Origin of the sequence: Segatella bryantii (assembly GCF_022024215.1) — a bacterium.
GTDB classification, from domain to species: domain Bacteria; phylum Bacteroidota; class Bacteroidia; order Bacteroidales; family Bacteroidaceae; genus Prevotella; species Prevotella bryantii.
Genome location: NZ_CP091798.1, coordinates 2,037,667 through 2,059,487 on the forward strand (window position 1 = coordinate 2,037,667; position 21,821 = coordinate 2,059,487).

At 37.3% G+C, this 21,821-nt stretch carries 20 protein-coding genes and 1 tRNA gene; 14 read left to right on the forward strand and 7 right to left on the reverse strand.

The genetic code is table 11. The annotated features are described in order from the left end of the window. Positions 1–8: 8 nt before the first annotated feature. Genes porW through tsaE form a run of 3 tightly spaced genes read left to right on the forward strand, consistent with a single transcriptional unit; the run spans position 9 to position 5,265 of the window. Positions 9–3,269: a type IX secretion system periplasmic lipoprotein PorW/SprE gene (gene porW / locus L6471_RS12590; RefSeq protein WP_237797430.1), complete on the forward strand. Its 3,261-nt coding sequence runs from the start codon at positions 9–11 to the stop codon at positions 3,267–3,269. A 2-nt stretch (positions 3,270–3,271) separates the two neighbouring features. Beyond that, positions 3,272–4,840: a T9SS response regulator signal transducer PorX gene (gene porX / locus L6471_RS12595; RefSeq protein ID WP_006282127.1), complete on the forward strand. Its 1,569-nt coding sequence runs from the start codon at positions 3,272–3,274 to the stop codon at positions 4,838–4,840. Positions 4,841–4,851: 11 nt separating this feature from the next. Then, complete coding sequence (gene tsaE / locus L6471_RS12600; protein WP_006282128.1) at positions 4,852–5,265, forward strand: tRNA (adenosine(37)-N6)-threonylcarbamoyltransferase complex ATPase subunit type 1 TsaE; 414 nt, start codon at positions 4,852–4,854, stop codon at positions 5,263–5,265. Between the two features lie 71 nt (positions 5,266–5,336). On the opposite strand, the gene trxA is transcribed toward tsaE, so the two are convergent. Together trxA and dnaE are read right to left on the reverse strand one after the other, a co-directional pair. Next, complete coding sequence (gene trxA, locus L6471_RS12605) at positions 5,337–5,651, reverse strand: thioredoxin (RefSeq protein ID WP_006282129.1); 315 nt, start codon at positions 5,649–5,651, stop codon at positions 5,337–5,339. Positions 5,652–5,728: 77 nt separating this feature from the next. Next, entirely contained in the window at positions 5,729–9,436 is a 3,708-nt protein-coding gene (dnaE, locus tag L6471_RS12610) for a DNA polymerase III subunit alpha (RefSeq protein ID WP_173651756.1), read from the reverse strand. Positions 9,437–9,574: 138 nt separating this feature from the next. Here dnaE and L6471_RS12615 point away from each other — a divergent pair, with 138 nt between their 5' ends. From L6471_RS12615 to L6471_RS12625, 3 genes are read left to right on the forward strand one after another with little or no spacing between them, the layout of a single operon-like run. Next, positions 9,575–10,267 carry a phosphatidylserine decarboxylase family protein gene (locus L6471_RS12615; RefSeq protein ID WP_039870200.1) on the forward strand — a complete coding sequence of 231 codons (693 nt, stop codon included), beginning with the start codon at positions 9,575–9,577 and terminating at the stop codon, positions 10,265–10,267. After that, positions 10,267–10,986, forward strand: coding sequence for a CDP-diacylglycerol--serine O-phosphatidyltransferase (pssA, locus tag L6471_RS12620; protein WP_006282132.1), 720 nt, complete (start codon positions 10,267–10,269; stop codon positions 10,984–10,986). Before L6471_RS12615 ends, pssA begins: the two co-directional genes overlap by 1 nt. A 4-nt stretch (positions 10,987–10,990) precedes the next feature. After that, on the forward strand, positions 10,991–11,290 hold the full coding sequence (locus L6471_RS12625; RefSeq protein WP_006282133.1) for a DUF4834 family protein: 300 nt from the start codon (positions 10,991–10,993) through the stop codon (positions 11,288–11,290). A gap of 66 nt (positions 11,291–11,356) precedes the next feature. Here L6471_RS12625 and pyrH read toward each other — a convergent pair whose 3' ends face one another. From pyrH to L6471_RS12640, 3 genes are read right to left on the reverse strand one after another with little or no spacing between them, the layout of a single operon-like run. Continuing rightward, entirely contained in the window at positions 11,357–12,067 is a 711-nt protein-coding gene (gene pyrH, locus L6471_RS12630; protein ID WP_027453328.1) for a UMP kinase, read from the reverse strand. Positions 12,068–12,086: 19 nt separating this feature from the next. Continuing rightward, positions 12,087–12,821: a biotin--[acetyl-CoA-carboxylase] ligase gene (locus L6471_RS12635; protein WP_074549385.1), complete on the reverse strand. Its 735-nt coding sequence runs from the start codon at positions 12,819–12,821 to the stop codon at positions 12,087–12,089. Positions 12,822–12,823: 2 nt separating this feature from the next. Then, positions 12,824–13,198: a YraN family protein gene (locus L6471_RS12640; protein ID WP_027453330.1), complete on the reverse strand. Its 375-nt coding sequence runs from the start codon at positions 13,196–13,198 to the stop codon at positions 12,824–12,826. 90 nt (positions 13,199–13,288) lie between these two features. On the opposite strand from L6471_RS12640, the gene L6471_RS12645 reads away from it, so the two are divergent. Continuing rightward, complete coding sequence (locus tag L6471_RS12645) at positions 13,289–13,741, forward strand: nucleoside deaminase (protein ID WP_027453331.1); 453 nt, start codon at positions 13,289–13,291, stop codon at positions 13,739–13,741. Between the two features lie 65 nt (positions 13,742–13,806). Here the strand turns inward: L6471_RS12645 and L6471_RS12650 are convergent, their stop codons facing one another. Together L6471_RS12650 and rsmI are read right to left on the reverse strand one after the other, a co-directional pair. Next, complete coding sequence (locus tag L6471_RS12650) at positions 13,807–14,661, reverse strand: Cbp1 family collagen-binding glycoprotein adhesin (protein ID WP_027453332.1); 855 nt, start codon at positions 14,659–14,661, stop codon at positions 13,807–13,809. Then, complete coding sequence (rsmI, locus tag L6471_RS12655; protein WP_027453333.1) at positions 14,658–15,377, reverse strand: 16S rRNA (cytidine(1402)-2'-O)-methyltransferase; 720 nt, start codon at positions 15,375–15,377, stop codon at positions 14,658–14,660. The genes L6471_RS12650 and rsmI overlap by 4 nt, the downstream gene beginning before the upstream one ends. A gap of 93 nt (positions 15,378–15,470) precedes the next feature. Between rsmI and L6471_RS12660 the strand changes: the two genes are divergently transcribed. From L6471_RS12660 to L6471_RS12690, 7 genes are all read left to right on the forward strand, one after another. Then, the gene (locus L6471_RS12660) at positions 15,471–16,115 is read left to right on the forward strand and encodes a thymidine kinase (RefSeq protein ID WP_074614610.1); all 645 of its coding nucleotides are present in this window, start codon (positions 15,471–15,473) and stop codon (positions 16,113–16,115) included. Next, positions 16,093–17,181: an AI-2E family transporter gene (locus L6471_RS12665; RefSeq protein ID WP_074549427.1), complete on the forward strand. Its 1,089-nt coding sequence runs from the start codon at positions 16,093–16,095 to the stop codon at positions 17,179–17,181. Before L6471_RS12660 ends, L6471_RS12665 begins: the two co-directional genes overlap by 23 nt. A gap of 103 nt (positions 17,182–17,284) precedes the next feature. Further along, positions 17,285–17,357 (forward strand) — tRNA-Lys (locus L6471_RS12670). A gap of 529 nt (positions 17,358–17,886) precedes the next feature. Continuing rightward, entirely contained in the window at positions 17,887–18,843 is a 957-nt protein-coding gene (gene metF, locus L6471_RS12675) for a methylenetetrahydrofolate reductase [NAD(P)H] (RefSeq protein WP_006283581.1), read from the forward strand. A gap of 6 nt (positions 18,844–18,849) precedes the next feature. Beyond that, the gene (locus L6471_RS12680; RefSeq protein WP_094448071.1) at positions 18,850–19,947 is read left to right on the forward strand and encodes a DNA polymerase III subunit; all 1,098 of its coding nucleotides are present in this window, start codon (positions 18,850–18,852) and stop codon (positions 19,945–19,947) included. Positions 19,948–19,950: 3 nt separating this feature from the next. Further along, complete coding sequence (locus L6471_RS12685) at positions 19,951–21,306, forward strand: PSP1 domain-containing protein (RefSeq protein ID WP_036858049.1); 1,356 nt, start codon at positions 19,951–19,953, stop codon at positions 21,304–21,306. Between the two features lie 27 nt (positions 21,307–21,333). After that, entirely contained in the window at positions 21,334–21,792 is a 459-nt protein-coding gene (locus L6471_RS12690) for a gliding motility lipoprotein GldH (protein ID WP_006283584.1), read from the forward strand. The last annotated feature ends 29 nt before the right edge of the window (positions 21,793–21,821 follow it).

A 21,821-nucleotide genomic window follows, 5' to 3' on the forward strand; every position in this document is an offset into this window, starting at 1 on the left:
TATTAATAATGTCTATTCTTGTAGCCATTGTGAGCTGTTCTACCCAAAAGAATACAGCTAAAAATAGATGGTGGCATTCTTTTAATGCCAAATACAACACCTATTACAATGGTTCGCTAGCCTATATTGACGCTTCCCTTGAAAAAGAAAACGGCAATCGAGACAACTATACTGAAATAATTCCACTGTATACTGTTGGAAACAAGAACAGTATAGCTATTGGCAAGTCTAACTTTGATAGAGCTATTGAAAAATGTGAAAAAGCTATCCAACAACATAGTATAAAACGTAAACCAATTTGGGATAAAAGCAGACGAAAAACTGCAAAAGATATAGAGTGGCTTAATCGCAAAGAATTTAACCCATTTCTTTGGAAAGCGTGGTTATTAATGGGACGGTCTCAGTTTCATTCCGGACAGTTTGACGAAGCTGTATCAACCTTTTCCTATATGAGTCGATTATACGAGACACAACCTGCCATTTATGGAAAGGCACGTGCCTGGTTGGCCAAATGCTTCATACAACAGGGATTTTTGTATGATGCAGAAGATGTCATGAAAAATATAGAAAGAGACTCCATCCATTGGCGCGCACAAAAAGAATGGGACTACACGTATGCCGATTACTATTTACATACCCATAATTTCGAAAAAGCAATACCTTTTCTGAAAAAGGTTATCAAGCACGAAATGAGACGCAAGCAAAAAGCTCGTGAATGGTTTTTACTTGGACAAATTGAGGCTTCTTTAGGTCATTATCAAGAAGCTTATACTGCATTTAAGCATGTACAAAGACTCAATCCACCATACGAACTGGCATTCAATGCACGCATTGCTATGACTGAAGTTATGGCTGGAGGGCAAGCCAAGAAAATGATTTCAAGACTCAGACGTATGGCTACATCTGATAACAATAAAGAATATCTTGACCAAGTATACTATGCCATTGGAAATATCTATTTAACACAAAAAGACACTATGCAAGCTATAAAAGCCTACGAAGAAGGATATGAAAAAGCAACTCGCAATGGTGTAGAAAAAGGTGTATTACTGCTACATCTTGGCAATTTATACTGGGATAAGGAAAAATACGGAGATGCACATCGATGTTATAGTACTGCTATAGGTCTTCTCGATAAAGACCGAAAAGATTATAAGACTCTTGAAGATCGCGACAAGATTCTTGAAGAATTGGTTCCTTATAGTGACGCTGTGGAATTACAAGACTCTCTACAGCGTTTAGCTCGTATGAGCGATAAAGAAAGATATGCTATTATTGATAAATTAATAGCTAATTACAAGAAAAAAGAAAAAGAACAAAAAAATAAAGAAGCAGAAGCACAAATTACAATTAATAACAGCAAGAATGGCTTTCATACAGCAAATACAAATAAACAGCAGCCTCAACAATTATCTAACACCCGACAAAACGGAATTTGGTATTTCTACAATCCTTTAACGGTATCACAGGGAAAAGCTTCCTTTGAAAGATCATGGGGCAAACGGGAAAACGTGGATAACTGGCAGCGCTCCAATAAAACCGTTGTTGCTATGGGTGAAGAGAATCAGGAACAATTATCTGATGAACAGAGAGATTCTCTTTTTGCAGAACAGAATAGACTTGATTCGCTGGAAAATATAAGCGATAGCGCACAGAACAATCCACATAAGCGCGAATATTATCTCAAAGATATTCCATTTACAGAAGAACAAATTACAGCAAGTAATAAGATTCTTCAAGATGCATTATACCACTGTGGCATAATCTTTAAAGATAAATTAGACAATCTTACACTTAGCGAAAAAGCACTTAGACGTATTACTGACAATTATTCAGATTATGAACACCTCGATGATGTTTATTATCATTTATTTTTGTTATATTCACGTGAAGGACAAGCTAATAGAGCTAATACTTATATCGAAAAATTAAAAGATGACTATCCACAAAGTCAATGGACGACTCTCCTTACTGACCCATATTATATAGAAAATGCAAAATTTGGTGAACAAATAGAAGACTCTCTATACGCTGCTACATACGAAGCATTTAAAGCAGATCGATATCAAGAAGTTAAAGCCAATACAAGTATTTCTGAATATCGCTTCCCTACTGGTGCTAATAGAGATAAATTTCTATTTATCGGTGGTATGAGCAAACTCAATAGTGGTGATACCAAAGGTTGTATTTCTGATATGAAAACTATCGTCGATAAATTCGCTAACAGCAGACTGGCAGAAATGGCTGGTATGATTTTGAATGGAGTTAACGACGGAAGAAAACTACATGGAGCCAAATTTGATTTGAATGTGGTATGGAATCAGCGTGCAGATATTCTTAATGATAGTAATACTATTAAAAATCAAAAATTTACGGCTGAACGAAATACGGAGTTTAATTTCATCATCATGTATAATCCAGATTCACTACATGAAAACAAATTATTATTTGAAGTTGCGAAGTTCAATTTCACCAATTTCCTTGTCCGCAATTTCGATATAGCCATCGACGATGTTGACGGCATACATCGCATGCGCATCCAAGGATTTAGGAATTATGACGAAGCAATGCAATATGCTCGACAATTAGCAGATCAGGAAAATATTGTCAGGAGTATTGAAAAAAATGCTAACACGTTAATCATTAGCAATACAAACCTTGAGATAATTGGGAAATATTTGTCTTATAGTGATTATGATAAATTCTACAAGAAGCATTTTGCAACACTTAAGATACGTACATTCCGCCTATTGACTGAGCCAGAAGAAATTATCACTGACAAAGAAAATAGCAGTACAACACCGACACAAGAAGAAATGAATAATATGCTTAATGACGGTATTTTCATTGACAATGGTTTGGATATAGAACCTAAACTAGAAGGTACTATTATTCAGGAAAAAGAAAAAAATACTTCTTCTCCTTCTTCTCATACAACTGTTGTAGAAATTAAAGAAGAAAAAACAGCAACTCCTGTACCTGCATCACCAAAGACTTTAGGAGTTACCATTCCTACCAAAACAGTCATTGAAAAAGAAACAACAAAGAAGACAATTGTCAATGGCAATAGCAAAGTTAGCAAAAATATACCATCCCAAAAGTCTTCGGTCAAAAAGGAATCTATTTCCAAAAAGACAAATACAGGCATATATTTCAATGATGGATTTAGTAATACAAAAAGCAACAGTTCCAAGACGAAGGACAAACGCCAACCTCAAAAGCAAACCTTCGATTTGGAAGATGAATATTATGATTTAGAAGGATTTTAATTATGAGCAATGGATTATTATTGTGGGTAGACGACGAAATCGAACTTCTAAAGGCACATATTATATTCCTTGAGAAGAAAGGATACGAAGTTGTAACAGCAAGTAACGGCAGCGACGCAATTGACCTATGCAAACAGCAGAACTATGATCTTATAATGCTGGATGAGATGATGCCTGGTATCAGTGGACTAGAAACGCTCCAAAAGATAAAGGATATTCAACCTACGACCCCTATTGTTATGGTCACTAAAAGCGAGGAAGAACACATCATGGATCAGGCAATCGGATCTAAAATAGCAGATTATCTGATTAAGCCTGTCAATCCTAGTCAAATTTTGCTCAGTCTGAAAAAAAATATCCACCGAAAGGAAATCGTTACTGAAGTAACACAGAGCGAATATCAGCAAAACTACCAGAATATCATGATGCAGATCAGCGAATGCAGAACTGCACAAGACTGGATTAACCTATATAAAACTCTTGTGAAATGGGAACTCGAACTCAGTAGTACAGATAGCGAAATGACCGATATGCTGAAAATGCAAAAAGAAGAAGCCAATATCGGATTTGCTAAATACATATCCAAAAACTATCTATACTGGGTTAACCCCAAGACCATGAAGGATAAAGAAGCCGAACGGCCTATAATAAGTCCAGAGATTTTCAAGAAAAAATTATTCCCATTATTAGATAATAATGAAAAAGTATTTTTCATTGTAATAGACAATTTTCGTTTCGATCAATGGAAAATGCTTGCTAAAGAAATAGGTGATCTGTACGACATTGAAGAAGATGTATATATGAGCATTCTTCCTACTGCTACACAATATGCAAGAAATGCGATTTTTAGTGGACTTATGCCTAACAAAATTGCTGAAATGTTTCCAGAATTGTGGGTAGACGAGGATGAAGAAGAAGGTAAGAATCTGAACGAAGCGCCACTCATCCAGACACAATTAGACCGATTCAGAAGACACAATTCTTTTTCTTATCACAAAATCAATGATTCCATAGGTGCAGATAGGTTTTTAGAGCATTTTGATAATCTTAGATCAAAAGATCTCAATGTCGTTGTTATCAACTTCATTGATATGTTATCTCATGCCCGAACAGAATCCAAAATGGTTAGAGAGCTCGCTAATAGCGAATCGGCATATCGAAGTATTACCACAAGTTGGCTGCGACATTCTGTCATATCCGAACTATTTAAACAACTAGCCAAAGAAGATTTTAAAATTATTCTAACTACTGACCATGGCTGCATACGTGCTTCTAAACCCGTAAAAATTATCGGAGACAGAAACACCAATACCAATCTGCGATATAAATTAGGAAAGAACTTAGCTTATAATTCCAAGGAAGTCTTTGCCATAAAAGAGCCTGCTAAAGCACAGTTACCATCACCTAACATTAGCACGTCTTACGTATTTGCCACAGGTGAATCATTCTTTGCTTATCCAAACAATTACAATTATTACGTATCTTACTATAAGGATACATTTCAGCATGGTGGCATTTCAATGGAGGAAATGCTCATTCCACTGATTACTTTAAAACCAAGAAAGAGATAAATAGATAAAATATGAAGATTACGATTACATCACTGGATAATATCCAGGAAGCCGCTCAAGAATTTTTAAATAATTTAGGCGACAACAAAATTTTTGCGTTTTATGGTAAAATGGGAGCTGGAAAGACTACTTTCATTAAGGCCATTTGTGAAGCACTAGATGTTGACGACGTGATTACATCACCAACTTTTGCAATCGTCAATGAATATACATCTAACAAATTAGGTGAGCCAATATACCATTTTGACTTCTACCGAATTAAAAAGTTAGATGAAGTATACGACATGGGGTATGAAGATTATTTCTACAGTGGTAATTTATGTTTCCTAGAATGGCCTGAACTCATAGAAGACCTACTTCCTGAAGATGCTGTTAAAGTTACTATAACCGCCAACGAAGATGGTACTAGAAACATCGAATACTAAACATAAGCATATAAAAAATGAGAATGCCATTTTGACATTCTCATTTTTTATATATCATGAAACTATGAATCTTACAGCAAAGCCTTGAATTTTTCTTCGATAGTAGCCTTTGAAGCAGCACCAACGAACTTATCAACTAGCTCACCACCCTTGAAAAACAAAATAGTAGGAATATTACGAATACCATATTCCATAGCTATTTCATCATTTTCTTCTACATCACATTTACCTACAACAATTTTGCCATCATAGTCATTAGCAAGCTCTGAAACAATAGGACCTACCATACGACAAGGACCACACCATGTTGCCCACAAATCTACTACCAAAGGTAATTCACCATTTTTATAAGACTCAAAATTGTCAGTTGTAATTGTTACTTCCATCTTTATTCCTTTCGTTTAGTTTATAATGTGCACAAATTTAATTAATAAATACGGAATCCGCAAACTTTATGCCATAATTAATTGATATGATAATTCATATCTGCATTACTGTCTATCAGATGAATCAACTCCTTCGGAATATCAATCATCATATCCTTAGCACGAAGCAAAACTACACTATGTGTATCTTTGTCGTGTATCTGGAAGTAAACCGCAGTCTTACCAGGATGGTTTGCCAATATGATATTCATATCATTTACTGTTGCTTCGTCAAGTACATCACTTTCTACTTCTATCGTAATTTTGTCTATTTTAGTATCCTTTACCGTTTGTAAATATTGTATATCAGAGATACGAAATTCGTAATAATTAGAATCACGATATTTGGGAACACATTTACCAGTTATATATACCGAACAGCCTTCTGTCAACATACCTCTCCATTTACCCCAATCTTCACCAAAAAAAGCAAGTTCTCCTGAGCCTTCAAAATCTTCGATTGTCACAAAGCCGCATGGTTTACCATTCTTGGTAAATTTAGATTTTACGCCTGTAACGATTCCACCTAAAACAATATCTTCCTTCTTTGCAAGCTCAGCCTTATCCTCAATTTCTGTACAATGCGTATTACACATGCTATTTAACACGATACTATAATCATCAAGAGGATGAGCTGATATATAAATACCGACAAGATCACGCTCTCTGTTTAGCTTTTCAATTGTACTCCACTGCTCTCCCTCTGGTATCGGAGGAGTTGCAATTTCAATAGCATCAGCTCCACCAAAGAGTGATGTCTGCGCTTCCATTTGCTCAGCCTGGAACAACTGACCATATTTTACAAGTGTATCAAGGAAAACTTCCCCCTTGGCACTAGTACCAAAATATTGTTCACGACGAAGACCAAAGCCATCGAAACCACCACTCAGTGCAAGACTCTCAAAAGCCTTACGGTTGACAGAACCAAAATCTACTCGTTCTGCAAAATCAAATATTGATTTATATGGCCCATTTTTCTGGCGTTCAGCTACTATAGATGCAGCAGCATTACCACCCATACCCTTAATAGCAGAAAGACCAAAACGAATTTCTCCTTTATCATTAACACCAAATCCTGAATAACTCTCATTAACATCAGGGCCTAATGTCTGTATACCCATCGACTTACATTCTTCCATCAATTTGGTGATTTCTGTAATCTGACTAAAACGACGGGTCATCAACGCGGCCATAAATTCTGCAGGATAATGAGCCTTCATATAGGCTGTCTGGTAAGCTACCCATGAATAGCAAGTGGCATGAGATTTATTGAAAGCATAAGAAGCAAATTTCTCCCAGTCACCCCAAATTTTTTCAAGCACTTTTGGATCATGACCATTTTCTTGTCCCTGCTTCAAGAACTTTGGCTTCATTTGGTCTACAATCGCTTTTTTCTTCTTACCCATTGCCTTACGAAGGGCATCACTCTCACCACGAGTAAAACTAGCTAACTGACGAGAAAGAAGCATCACTTGCTCTTGATACACAGTAATACCATACGTATCCTTTAAGTATTTCTCCATACAAGGAATGTCATACTTTATCTCTTCCCTGCCGTTTTTACGAGCAATAAATGAAGGTATATAATCCATAGGTCCTGGTCGATACAGGGCATTCATGGCTATCAAGTCTTCAAAGACGGTAGGCTTTAGTTCACGAAGATACTTCTGCATACCTGCTGATTCAAACTGGAAGGTACCAATGGTTCTTCCTTCTTGATACAACTTATAAGTCAGCTCGTCATCAATAGGAATATTATCTAGATCTACTTCAACACCAGTAGTTTGCTTAACAACTTTGCAAGCCTCTTTTAACTCGGAAAGTGTTTTCAAACCCAAGAAGTCCATCTTGATCAAACCAGTAGATTCAATCACATGACCATCATACTGAGTCACTGCCGTTTTGAGACCAGGAAAATCTGGGTCATCAGCAGTAGATACCGGAACCCAATTACTAATCGGGTCACGACAGATAATAAAACCACAAGCATGAATACCTGTTCCTCTGACTGTACCCTCAAGCATTTTAGCATATTTTATAGTATTACGCTCTCTTGGATCAGAAGACGATTCTGCCTCACGTAATTCAGGAGTACACTTGATTGCATTAGTCAAATTCATCTTCAGACCATCAGGGAGACGATCAGGAATGGCTTTACATAAAGCATTTGAACGATCAAGAGGCAACTTTTCTACTCGAGCAACATCCTTAATAGAGTTTTTGGTAGCCATACTCGAATAGGTAATAATATGAGCACAGTTTTCATGACCGTACTTATCCATTACCCATCTCAACACCTTACCGCGGCCATCATCATCGAAGTCTGTATCAATATCAGGAAGGTTTACACGATCAGGATTCAAGAAACGTTCAAACAGCAAATCATACTTTAGTGGGTCTATCTTCGTAATACCTAAACAATAAGCAACCACAGAACCCGCAGCTGAACCACGACCAGGACCGACCATAACCCCTAACTCCTCACGAGCTGCTCGAATAAAATCAGAGACGATCAAGAAGTAGCCAGGAAAACCCATAGTCTTCATGACATGCAACTCGAAATTTACATGTTCTTTTACATTTTGCGGCAGTGGGTCACCGTATAATTTCTTAGCCCCATCGTAAGCTAATTTTGCTAAATATTCAGCTTCATACTTGATACGATAAACTTTATCCCATCCTCCTAACGACTCTATCTTCTTCAAACCATCCTCACGAGGAAGAGTATTATCCCCATTTTCATCAGAAGAAAATTCCTTCAACAAGTCTTCTGTAGAAAACTTTTTTCGGATATCATCCTCTGTACCAAACGATTCAGGAATTGGGAAGAAAGGCATAATAGGACCATGATCTATACTGTACATTTCTACTTTGTCCAGTATATCTAATGTATTTGAAAGAGCTTCTGGAACATCAGAGAAAACTTCATTCATCTCCTCACGTGTTTTAAACCACTCTTGCTTACTGTATCGCATACGCATCGGATCATCCAAATCCTTACCAGTAGACAAACAAAGCAAATGGTCATGTGCCTCCGCCGTTTCTTTATCCTCAAAGTGAACGTCGTTGGAACAAATCAATTTGATACCATATTCCCTAGCAAAATCTATTAAGACCTTATTAGCTTTTTGCTGTAAAGGGAAAGCCTCACGGTTAGCCATAATCACTGGATCCTTTACCTCATGGCGTTGCAGTTCCAGATAATAATCCTCACCAAAAACACGATGATACCATTCTAAAGCTTCACGAGCACCAGCAATATCACCTTTAATAATTTTAGCAGGGACTTCACCCGCAATACAGGCTGAGCAAACAATAAGACCCTCATGATATTTTTCTAGATCTACGCGATCTGTTCGAGGACGATAATAATAACCATCAACCCAAGAACGGGATACCAACTTAATGAGATTTTTATATCCCTCATAGTTTTTTGCTAAAACTATAAGATGATAACCACTCTGATCACCATTTTCTTTAACCTTGTCTTCAAGACGATGGTGAGCCACATACATCTCACAACCAATTATCGGCTTAAATGGTTCTAAACCTTCCTTTTTCCGTCCCTTGTTAACACCACTACAATAATCTACAAACTCCTTAATACCAAACATGACGCCATGATCGGTAATAGCCATACCTTTCATGCCATCCTGAATAGCCTTATCAACAAGACGAGGTATCTTAGACTGACCATCAAGAATAGAATAATGAGTGTGGACGTGTAAATGAACAAAATCTTCCATTTATATAGTTCTCTCCTTAGAAAAACGTTGGTAAAGATACGAGTAAAACTCCGAATAGCCAAAAGAAAGAGAAAAAATTTGCAAAATTACCAAAAAAGGTTTACCTTTGCACAGAATGATAAAAACCTAATCCGCAGAATGGGAAATAGAATCAAGAAATTTAAAAAAATCAGAATACATAGAGAAGGAACAAACACCTTATTGTATAGCGGTATTTTATTAATAGCAGTTGCGGGACTGCTATGGTATGTCTTTGAAACAAAAATTCCATTTTGGAGTTTTGTAGTTATTTTCGGTATAGTCTATGGTATTGTAACAAACTTTTACCAATGTCCTATCCGCTATATTAATGTAGACGATACCAGCAAACTTGTTGTTGCTCCTGCAGATGGTAAAATCGTTGTTATCGAGGAAGTTCAAGAAAATGAATACTTCCACGACAAACGCATTATGGTTTCCATTTTTATGAGCCTCTTTAATGTTCATGCTAACTGGTTTCCTGTTGATGGAAAAGTAAAGTTTGTACGTCATCGCAATGGTAATTTTCATAAAGCATGGCTCCCAAAAGCCAGTGAGGAAAACGAACGAGCAGATACAATGATTACTACACCAGACGGTGTTGATATTTTGTGTCGTCAAATTGCCGGTGCAGCAGCTCGTCGTATTGTTACTTACGCTAAAGACGGAGAAGATTGCTTCATTGATGAACACCTCGGCTTTATCAAATTAGGGTCACGAGTAGACGTATTCCTTCCTGTCGATTCTGAAATTTTGGTAAAAATGGGACAGAAGACGACTGGCGATCAAACAATTCTTGCAAAATTGAAGTAATGTCTATCAAGAAACATATTCCAAATACTATTACGTGCTGTAATCTGGTTTCTGGCTGCATTGCCACTACCTATGCGTTTACAGGAAACACATCCATGGCCCTGGCATGGATTATCATTGGTGCCATATTTGATTTCTTCGATGGAATGAGTGCTCGTTTACTCAAAGTGTCTTCTCCTATTGGAAAAGAACTAGACTCACTTGCAGACGATATCACCTTCGGTGTCGCCCCATCTACCATCATTTTTTGGCAACTAAATGTTATAGAGTATCCTGAGTTCTTAGACACTTATCGAGCATATATTCCATATTTCGCATATATTATGGCTGCTTTTTCTGCTTTAAGACTAGCGAAATTTAATTTGGATGAGCGTCAGACTACCTCTTTTATCGGATTACCTACACCTGCTAATGCCCTTTTTTGGGGGTCATTAATTATAGGAGGCACTCCTTTCTTTGAACATTCTACGTATAGTGTATACTTTCTACTATTCATGATTTGTCTGAGCAGTTGGCTACTCATTTCTGAGATACCAATGTTCGCTTTGAAATTCAAACATTGGGGATGGAAAGAAAACAAAGTAAAATATTCTTTTATCATTACATGCATTATCTTCTTTACTCTCTTTTTATGCATCGGCTACTTGACTGCTTCATTTGCATTCATTATAGCTTGGTACGTAATTCTTTCAATTATTCTCAACCGTAAGAGAGTATAATTATATGGTAACAATTCTTCATTTTCTGCTAATTATCATCATTGCATTCCTTCTGATTGTGGGCATGGTCGCTTTTCGTATTTATACACGGATACGCCAACATGCTAATCGCTTTAAACAGCAGATGAATGAATCTTTTGGTAATAATCAACATAGTAATGGTTCTTATACTTCTAAGCAGAATAAATCAAAGGATTGTTCTTCGGACGAAGAAATTATTTTCGACGTGCACAATTCTAGAGAAGTAAATAAGAAGATTATTCCAAAGGACGAAGGAGAATATGTAGACTTTACAGAAGAATAAAAACAATAAAAGGACACCTGCAAAGAGGTATCCTTTTATTGTTTATATATAACATTCTTACAGAAATTAGTTATGCACAAGTGTGCCTATCTCTTCACCTTCCATTACTTTTTTAAGATTACCAAAGATATCCATATTAAATACATAGATAGGAAGATTATTTTCCTTACACATCGTAGTAGCAGTAAGGTCCATCACCTTTAAGCCACGAGTATATATTTCATCATAAGTAATATCAGTAAACTTGGTAGCTGTTGGATCTTTCTCAGGATCAGCTGTATAAATACCATCTACACGTGTACCTTTCAACATCACATCAGCTTCAATCTCTATACCACGAAGAGAAGAGCCAGTATCTGTAGTGAAGTAAGGACTACCAGTCCCTGCAGAGAATATACATACATATCCTGCTTCCATTGACTCTATTGCTTTCCACTTATTATAAAATTCACCGATAGGCTCCATACGAATAGCAGTTAATACTTTTGTTTTAACTCCCAAAGCACCCAGGGCACTGCTCAAAGCAAGAGAGTTAATAACAGTTGCACACATACCCATCTGATCACCCTTTACACGATCAAACCCCTTCTGACTACCACTAAGCCCACGGAAAATGTTACCACCTCCGATAACAATACCTATCTGTACACCCATTTCGTGAACTTCCTTAATCTGTTTTGCATAGTCAGATAAACGATCTGGATCAATACCGAAACCTTGATTACCCATTAAACTTTCACCACTCAACTTGAGCAGTATTCTCTTGAATCTTGCCATATATTAATAAGTTTACATTTTAATCTAACACAAACTGCACCTCCTTAAAAGCATAAGAGTGCATCACTCCTTTCCGATCCCTCAGAATTAAATGACCATCATCTTCTACTTCTACCAAAGCACCTTCAAATTCTCCATAAGCATCTCGATAGGTATGAAAACCATGCGATCTATATAACGCAGAATGATACAAAGCAACTATCGAATTATAATCAGCTCGTAAAACTAACTCCATTGTTTTTTTGAAAGCCTCAACAATTTCAAGCAATAATTCTTCGCAATCCAATTCATAACCTAGTATCTGAACAAGCGAAACGGGATTTGGGGCACCACTTCTAAATTCTGTTTGATTAACATTAAGGCCAATACCAAAAATACAATTTTTGATATGATGCTGAGCTATCGAAGTTTGAATAAGTGTACCACATAATTTTTTATCCTTCCAATAAACATCATTCGGCCATTTAAGAGTAATACCATCCGTATATTTCTCTAAAACAGACTTAATAGCAACAGCCCCCATTTCTGATAATAGAAACTGTCGAGCCACAGGGACCATTGTCGGATGTATCAATATACTAAAAAGCAAATTTTTACCAACTTCACTCTCCCACGTATTGGTACCCTGTCCTTTACCTGCCGTCTGATAGTCAGCAACAACAACGGTCATATCTTCACCACTCGCTGGTGTATAATCTGCTAACCAACGATTTGTTGAATCCGTTTCCTTTAAATGTATTGCCCTTATATTCATTTTTAAAACAATAATGGGTTAAAAGCATCCTCGATATGTTTAAACCTTTGGACTATACCATCAGAACCAGTAATTGAGATGATATCAAAGCGAAGCGGTTTGTCAACCTCATAAGTCTTAACATAGACATTAGCAGCTGATCGTAAATTTTTTATTTTAGCAAGATCAACAGCTTCTTCAGGCATCTGTCCATCATTAACCGTTCTTGTCTTAACCTCTACAAAAACAATTAGCTCACCATCAGGAGTCTCTGCAATAATATCAAGATCACGCTTACCGTCCTTCCAATCTCGCTCAAGAATTACATAATCTTCACTTTCCAGGTATTCTTGAGCCTTATCCTCCCCCCAAGCACCTAAATCGTTATGTTCTGCCATTATTATTCACTATTACTAATGCAAAATTACGATTTTTATTCTACATCTTCAAACTTTTCTTTGTAAATTTGTCTCACTAAAAATAGGTTTATGACAACAGAAGAAATACGAAAAGAAGACGAGAACTTTATGCGCAAAGCACTCATTGAAGCCCAAAAAGCTTTCGAGGAGGGCGAAATACCCATCGGTGCTATTATTGTATGCAAAGGAAGAATCATATCAAGAGCACACAATCTAACCGAAACACTGAATGACGTTACGGCTCATGCTGAAATGCAAGCTATAACTGCAGCTGCCAATACACTTGGTGGGAAGTATCTAAAAGACTGCACACTATATGTGACTATCGAACCATGTACGATGTGTGCCGGTGCCATAGGATGGGCACAAATACCACGAATTGTATACGGTGCTTCCGAAGAAAAACGAGGATATCGTAAATATGCTCCACAGGCTATGCATCCCAAATCCTCAACAACTTGTGGCATACTTGAAGATGAATGCAAAGAACTGATGCAGCGTTTCTTTCAACATCGAAGATAAAACAAATCGGGCAACCTTTTCATCATGAAAAAAGTTGCCCGATTCTAGCATATAGAAATTCTCTTTTACTTGACTAAAACGACCAAATACTTGCTAGTACTCCAGAAAAGCTGAGGATTAGATATTCGTAGAATATACTGATTATTATTATCCTGCGTCAGCGTATAACTAGAAGAAGGATGCATGGTCAATAGCCGAACCGACTTGGAATAAAGCTTTACTTCTTTGCTTACGCGAATATCAATCTTGGTAAAATAGCTTTTATTGAAATTCCCCTGAAGCACTTTACCATCAACAAGGATACGCTGCTCTTTCAATTCTTTCTTTGTTCCAAAAACATACCACGCTGTATTTAATTGCTTATCCTGATTCGTTATAGTCTCTGTCTTCTGTGCACTCTCTGCAGTCAAATTATTAACATCAGAATTGAGAGTATTGATTGTTTCATCTAACTCTGTTATATGAATATCTTTAGCATCTAATTCTACACGAAGTTCCTGCAGTTGCTGGTCTTTCTCGTTCATCTGTTTCACAAGGTTTTCGATAGTCTTCTTAAACTCATCACCTTTAAAACTACTTTCGCGCAACTGTTGCCTCAGTTTAGCTATCAAAGCTCTGTTCTGCTTCATACGATTTGAGATAAACTGGACATTCTCACGCAACTGCTGAGAACGATTGGCGCCTTCACCATCTTTAACCAACTCCACTCGATTTTCAGCTTCGTTGATTTCACGAAACCCTGTTTCTATTTCGTTGAGCGTACCCATCAAGTCGTTCATTTCATTGTCTTTTTGGGTAATTATCTTTTGAAGCGAATCTGTCTGCTCTAAACGAACTAAAGCTGGGGCCTCTTTTTTATTATCTTGACAGCCTGTCACAACTAAAGTAACTAACACTGCCACCATCAATAACTTTCTCATTTTTCTTCGTCTTTTAGCTTTTTGTTTTTAGCACTCTTTTTGACTCTTTCTTTACCTGCAAGCACAATAACAAATTCACCTCGCGGTTCGACTTCCTTAAAATGAGTAATAACCTCATTAAGGGAACCTCTTACCGTTTCTTCATGCATTTTGGAAATTTCACGGCTTACACTAACATTTCTATCACCACCAAAATATTCAGCAAACTGCTGTAAGGTTTTCACAACACGATAAGGAGACTCATAAAATACCATCGTACGGAATTCCTCTTTCAGCGATTCTAAGAAAGTCTGACGTCCTTTCTTTTGTGGAAGAAACCCCTCAAAGCAAAAACGGTCACAAGGGAGTCCCGAATTTACAATAGCAGGAATACAAGCAGTTGGTCCAGGAAGAGTCTGCACCGTAATACCCGCTTTAGAAGCCTCACGTGCTAAAAAGAAACCTGGATCACTAATACCTGGAGTACCAGCATCACTAATTAACGCAACTGTACGACCAGCCTTTAATTCCTCAACAATGCGAGCCGAAGTACCATGCTCATTAAATTTATGATGAGCTATCAAATGATTTTTAATCTCAAAATGCTTCAGTAAGACACTTGAAGTACGAGTATCTTCTGCCAAGACGACATCTGCCTCCTTCAATATACGAATGGCACGAAACGTCATATCTTCCATGTTGCCTACAGGTGTAGGTACAATATATAATATGCCCATAATTGATACAAATATAGTTAAATTATCTTCGACAACAAAAAAAGGGACTAATTCTTTGCAATTTTTAAAACGTCTTTGTACTTTTGCATTCAAATGACTGAAAATTTAATTGGCGAAACACGTCGCCCTGGAAGAATCGAGATTGTGTGCGGGTCTATGTTCTCTGGAAAAACAGAGGAACTGATTCGCCGTATGAAGCGTGCGAAATTTGCAAAGCAGAAAGTGGAAATATTTAAGCCTGCTATGGATACACGATATTCTGAAGAGGATGTCGTTAGCCATGATCAAAATGTGATCCATTCTACCCCAGTTGAATCATCTGCAGCATTACATTTGCTCGCTATGGCTGACGAAATTGATGTAGTAGGTATCGACGAAGCCCAATTCTTCGATATGGGACTTGTAGATGTTTGCAATCAGCTAGCCAATTCGGGAGTTCGTGTTATCATTGCTGGTCTTGACATGGATTTCAAGGGGGTACCTTTCGGTCCTATTCCAGCACTCTGTGCCATTGCCGATGAAGTAACCAAGGTACATGCAATCTGTGTACGTTGTGGTGCTTTAGCATATGTCAGTCATCGTCTTGTACATAACAACAACCGTGTTCTTCTTGGTGAAAAAGAAGAATATGAACCTCTTTGCCGAGAATGTTATCGCAAAGTGCTTGAAGAGGATAAGTTAAAGGAGGAAAAGAAACATGCAAGAGCCACAGTTTCTGAAACAGGAAATAACCTTTGATAAAGCAGCTCGTTGGATAGGCATTATATTGCTTATCCTGACTACATTTTATGTCGTCAACTATCTGAGCAGTGTACTGCTCCCGTTTTTCATAGCATGGCTTTTTGCCTATCTACTTTATCCTATCGTCAAGTTTATCCAATACAATATGCATGTTAAAGTGAGGGCTTTAGCTATCATTTTGACTCTTATTCTTGTTGTCGTTGTTATCGGAGCCTTATATTATGCTATCATTCCTCCAATGCTTGACCAGTTTGCTCGCTTCGAAGATGTACTAAACAGGTGGTTGGGGCAAACTACACATAGTAATTCACTAACAACACTTATAAAAAATTGGTTTGTTAACAACCAAGTTGAGATAGAACATTTCTTAAAGAGCAAGGACTTTAACGATGCTGTAAAGACTGCAATGCCCAAAGTCTTCAATGTTTTAGGACAAACAGCGAGCATTGTAATCAGTATAATAGCCTCCATGATTACGTTATTATATATGTTCTTCATTCTTCTAGATTACGAATACCTTACCCAAAACTGGATTAAGATATTCCCTAAGAAGAATCGTCCATTTTGGCAAGAATTAGCACAGGACGTAGAACATGCGCTCAATAACTATATCAGAGGCCAGGGACTTGTTGCCCTTATTATGGGTATCATGTTCTGCATCGGCTTTACAATTATCGGTTTCCCTATGGGAATTGGTCTAGGTATTTTGATTGGTATTCTCGATCTCGTACCTTACTTGCATACTTTCGCTCTGATTCCAACAGCCTTCCTTGCTATGCTCAAAGCAGCAGACACAGGTGAGAACTTTTGGATTGTCTTTGGTTCTGCAGTTCTGGTATTCATTATTGTACAAATTATCACTGATTTTATAGTAACTCCTAAGGTTATGGGCAAGGCTATGGGACTAAATCCTGCAGTTCTATTGCTCAGTTTGTCTGTTTGGGGAGCAGTTTTAGGCTTCATTGGGTTAATTATTGCGCTTCCACTCACGACTCTCATTATGGCTTATTGGCAAAGATATGTCACCCGAGAACATGAAGAAACCCCACAAAAACAGCCCTAAAACAAAAAAAATGAAGATTTTTCAAAAAAAAGTGCGAAATTATTTTGGAGTTTCAAAAAATTGCATTACCTTTGCACTCGCTTTTGAGATACAAAGTTACGGAGATCCGTTAGCTCAGTCGGTAGAGCACAACACTTTTAATGTTGGGGTCTTGGGTTCGAGCCCCAAACGGATCACAAAAGGAGTTACAATATTGTAACTCCTTTTTTTTATAAAAACTTGATTGCTATATTCTACTCTACCAATATTTTTAGCAACATATACAACTATCTAAAAGCATATTCCAATATGACTTTACAATATTCTAACAAAACTTATTTCATATTTTAACTGCCCCAAATATAATCCTTTGAAAGAATTCATAAACCCTACAAGAGTGTTCTATATAATGACAGTGCTATTAAATAGCAAAAAGCATAGAATAACGGATATTTATACTTGGGAATGAATCTCTGCTTTCAATGCACACTTCATCATGAGCAAACTGATAGCACCAATTGTTTCACACGATTTCGTGCTGAATATAATGTACCGTTTCAAGATATGACAGAAATCATCAATACAACCACCAAAATCTAAAATAATGATTTACACTTATTATTTAGCCCTAAAAAAATAACGAAAAAGCCCTTGAAAAAGCAATAAATCGTGCTTTATTGACACTTTTTTTTAGTAAATTTGCAACCAAATACCCTTTTAACATATATGAATATTTCAGAAATACTAAATAGCAGTAATGCGCAAAAGCATTTTTCTTTTGAGGTACTACCACCTCTAAAAGGAAACGGAACAGATGGTTTGTTTCGCACAATCGATAAATTGAAAGAATTCAATCCTCTATTTATCAACATTACAAACCACTCGTTTGAATATATCTATCAAGAACTAGAAAACGGACTCATTGAGAAAAGCAGAATCCACAGACGTCCGGGTTCTGTAGCTATAGCTGCTGCTATTCAGAACAAATATAACATTCCTGTCATTCCACACTTGATCTGCAGCGGAGCTACTAAAGAGGATATAGAATACGAACTGCTCGACATACAATTTTTGGGTATTGAGACATTATTCTTGCTTCGCGGTGACAAAGCACACGAAGACAATAGATTTAAAGCAGTACCAGGTGGATACGATCACGCTACAGAATTGATTAAACAGGTAAATCAGTTTAACAATGGCTACTTTGTAGATGGTACTCCCATCAAGCATCCAGGAAAAAAATTCGAATACGGAGTAGCATGCTATCCTGAAAAGCATAACGAAGCTCCAAATCTGGATATCGACTTAAAATATTTAAAAGAAAAACAGGATCTTGGTGCGACTTATGCCGTAACCCAACTGTTTTATGACAATAAGAAATACTTCGATTTTGTGAAGAAAGCACGCGAAATGGGCATCACAATACCTATCATTCCTGGTATCAAACCATTTGCCAAATTATCACAATTATCAGTTGTTCCTAGTGTCTTCCACATCGATTTTCCTGAAGAGTTGGCTAACGAAGCTATGAAATGCAAGAATGACGAAGAGGCTAAGCAACTTGGGATAGAATGGACAACCCACCAGGTAAAAGAACTATATACCAATGGTGTAAATGATGTACATTTCTATACCGTTTCTGCAGTAGACAGCGTAAAAGAAGTAGCAAGAAGATTATTATAATACGAGATGAAGTTTAGTGAAGTTATTGGCCAAGAGGAAGCTGCTCAACATCTGCTCCAACTTGCCGAAGAAAACAGAATACCCCATGCTATGCTTTTCTGTGGTCCACAAGGATGTGGAAAAATGGCATTGGCTTTAGCTTTTGCATCACACCTGCTCAATGACAGTCCGATGCTAAAGAAATGGGAACATCCTGACCTCTACTTCACCTACCCTACCATAAAACTGCCAGGTATGGGTGCAGACCATCAGCCGATAAGTGATGATTTTGCCAAACCTTGGCACGAAATGCTCCTACAGGGTGCATACTTTACGGTTAACCAGTGGATGCAACGAATGGGAGCTACCAGCCAACAGGCTATTATTACAGCAGCAGAAAGTGATGCTATCGCCAAAAACCTAAGTCTAAAATCAAGCCAAGGTGGATATAAGGTAAGCATCATTTGGCTTCCTGAACGTATGAATCTGACAAGTGCAAATAAACTGTTGAAAATACTTGAAGAGCCACCTCACGAAACAGTATTTATACTTGTAAGCGAAGAACCTGAGCATCTTTTGGAAACCATTAGAAGCCGTACTCAACGATTTGATTTCAAGAAGATACACAATGATGCTATTCAGCAGGCTCTCATACAACAAAGAGGCCTTGATGAAGATATTGCTCGAAGAGTAGCACGAGTTGCCAACGGCAACTGGAATAAAGCTTTAGAAGAATTGGATGCCGGCAACGAAAACAGACAATTCTTAGACATGTTTATCATGCTCATGCGATTAGCATACATGAGGAACATACACGATCTTAAAAAATGGAGTGAAACTATATCGCTCTTCGGTAGAGAAAAACAGCGTCGCATGCTTACCTACTTCATGAGAATGATTAGAGAAAATTTCATGTTTAATTTTCAACAACCTGATCTCAATTACATGACACAGGATGAGGAAAATTTCTCCAAAAACTTCGCTCGTTTCATTAATGAAGCCAATGTGATTGATATCACAGAATTACTTGAGAGAGCTCACCACGATATCGGACAAAATGCCAATGCCAAAATCGTCTTCTTTGATATGGCACTTAAAATGATAGTACTTTTAATTCGAAAATAAAATATGGATTACAATGATATGAAATACAGAATGTGCAACGGATGCGACCGAGGTCTGTGCTCTTGTGCTGTTGGTCGTCAGGACAGACAGCTCAACACATACGACTGGTTAGCTGGCGTACCAGGAAACTCCCGTAGCACTGACCTTGTCGAGGTGCAATTCAAAAACACCCGAAAAGGATATTACCACAACGACAATAACCTGGAACTCAAAAAGGGAGATATTGTTGCTGTAGAAGCCAATCCTGGGCACGACATCGGTGTAGTAAGTCTCACAGGAAGACTAGTTAAACTTCAAATTAAGAAGGCAAATCTAAAATCAGCCGATGATATTAAACGCATCTATCGTATTGCAAAGCCTGTTGATATGGAAAAATACGAAGAAGCAAAGAGCCGTGAACATGACACAATGATTCAAAGTCGACAAATTGCTAAAGACTTAGGATTACAAATGAAAATCGGTGACGTAGAGTATCAGGGTGATGGCAACAAAGCCATTTTTTACTATATCGCAGATGAGCGTGTAGACTTCCGACAGTTAATAAAGGTTTTGGCTGAAACTTTCCACGTACGCATCGAAATGAAACAAATTGGTACTCGTCAAGAAGCTGGGCGCATTGGAGGTACAGGACCTTGCGGACGCGAACTATGTTGTGCCACATGGATGAAAAACTTTGTTTCGGTAAGCACTAATGCGGCACGCCATCAAGATATTTCTCTTAACCCTCAGAAACTAGCTGGTATGTGTGCCAAATTAAAATGCTGTCTAAACTATGAGGTAGATGAATATATAGAGGCACGACAAAGTATTCCAGGAAAAGAAATTGTCTTACAAACTATGGATAGCGACTACTATCAATTTAAAATTGATATTCTGTCACACCAGCTGACATACTCCACAGACAAGAATCTTGCAGCAAATTTGGAAACTATCAGCGCAGAACGAGCAAACGAAATTATTGCCATGAATAAACGTGGCGAAAAACCAGTATCACTGCTCGAAGAAGATAAAATCAAAGAACCTTCTAAACCTATCGACCTTTTGGCTAATGCTGATATCAGCAGATTTGACAAAGCAAAAAAGAAAAAATCACGCAATCGTTCTGGAAACAACAGTAATGTAAACAATAACCGTCAGAACAAGCCTCAGCAGCAAACTCAAAATGATAATCTACAAAACGAACAGCAAGGTAAACAAAATGTTCCTGTAAATCGTAATGCTAAAGAAAATAATAATCGACCAAACAGGAATAATAATACAGTTCAAAGTGATTCAACAAATACAAATCGTAACAAAAAAAATCATCGAAGAAGACCAAACAACAATAATAAAAAGCCAAAGACTGAAGGAAATCAATAACACCAAGTGGGAGGAAGATAAATAATAATGAAAAAAATAACTTTCCTTTATACAGTAATAATACTGCTGCTCACATCGTGCAATAGTAAAAAGGTGTACGACAAATATAGTCATACACCAATATCTGGATGGGAAAAGAACGATACCCTATTCTTTGAGGTACCTAAACTGGCCGATAAAGGTACATATCGACCAAAACTAGGCCTGAGAATCAATGGTGCATACCCTTTCATGGGGCTATCTCTTATTGTTGAGCAAATAATTATCCCTGGTGATAGAACATACATAGATACCCTAAACTGTAACTTAATCGACAAAAATGGTACAGCACAAGGACAAGGAATAAGCTACTACCAGTACAATTTTCCTCTTCATCCTATAGAGCTACAACAAGGAGATTCTATTGTGGTACGAGTAAGACATGATATGAAAAGGGAAATTCTTCCTGGAATAAGCGATATTGGCATACAATACACTAAACATTAATAAAAAAGTAAAACAGCTAATTATTAGTT

Coding starts and splice junctions, on each gene's coding strand:
- porW (WP_237797430.1), top strand. CDS start 9: ATGTCTATTCTTGTAGCCATTGTGAGCTGTTCTACCCAAAAGAATACA.
- porX (WP_006282127.1), top strand. CDS start 3,272: ATGAGCAATGGATTATTATTGTGGGTAGACGACGAAATCGAACTTCTA.
- tsaE (WP_006282128.1), top strand. CDS start 4,852: ATGAAGATTACGATTACATCACTGGATAATATCCAGGAAGCCGCTCAA.
- trxA (WP_006282129.1), bottom strand. CDS start 5,651: ATGGAAGTAACAATTACAACTGACAATTTTGAGTCTTATAAAAATGGT.
- dnaE (WP_173651756.1), bottom strand. CDS start 9,436: ATGGAAGATTTTGTTCATTTACACGTCCACACTCATTATTCTATTCTT.
- L6471_RS12615 (WP_039870200.1), top strand. CDS start 9,575: ATGGGAAATAGAATCAAGAAATTTAAAAAAATCAGAATACATAGAGAA.
- pssA (WP_006282132.1), top strand. CDS start 10,267: ATGTCTATCAAGAAACATATTCCAAATACTATTACGTGCTGTAATCTG.
- L6471_RS12625 (WP_006282133.1), top strand. CDS start 10,991: ATGGTAACAATTCTTCATTTTCTGCTAATTATCATCATTGCATTCCTT.
- pyrH (WP_027453328.1), bottom strand. CDS start 12,067: ATGGCAAGATTCAAGAGAATACTGCTCAAGTTGAGTGGTGAAAGTTTA.
- L6471_RS12635 (WP_074549385.1), bottom strand. CDS start 12,821: ATGAATATAAGGGCAATACATTTAAAGGAAACGGATTCAACAAATCGT.
- L6471_RS12640 (WP_027453330.1), bottom strand. CDS start 13,198: ATGGCAGAACATAACGATTTAGGTGCTTGGGGGGAGGATAAGGCTCAA.
- L6471_RS12645 (WP_027453331.1), top strand. CDS start 13,289: ATGACAACAGAAGAAATACGAAAAGAAGACGAGAACTTTATGCGCAAA.
- L6471_RS12650 (WP_027453332.1), bottom strand. CDS start 14,661: ATGAGAAAGTTATTGATGGTGGCAGTGTTAGTTACTTTAGTTGTGACA.
- rsmI (WP_027453333.1), bottom strand. CDS start 15,377: ATGGGCATATTATATATTGTACCTACACCTGTAGGCAACATGGAAGAT.
- L6471_RS12660 (WP_074614610.1), top strand. CDS start 15,471: ATGACTGAAAATTTAATTGGCGAAACACGTCGCCCTGGAAGAATCGAG.
- metF (WP_006283581.1), top strand. CDS start 17,887: ATGAATATTTCAGAAATACTAAATAGCAGTAATGCGCAAAAGCATTTT.
- L6471_RS12680 (WP_094448071.1), top strand. CDS start 18,850: ATGAAGTTTAGTGAAGTTATTGGCCAAGAGGAAGCTGCTCAACATCTG.
- L6471_RS12685 (WP_036858049.1), top strand. CDS start 19,951: ATGGATTACAATGATATGAAATACAGAATGTGCAACGGATGCGACCGA.
- L6471_RS12690 (WP_006283584.1), top strand. CDS start 21,334: ATGAAAAAAATAACTTTCCTTTATACAGTAATAATACTGCTGCTCACA.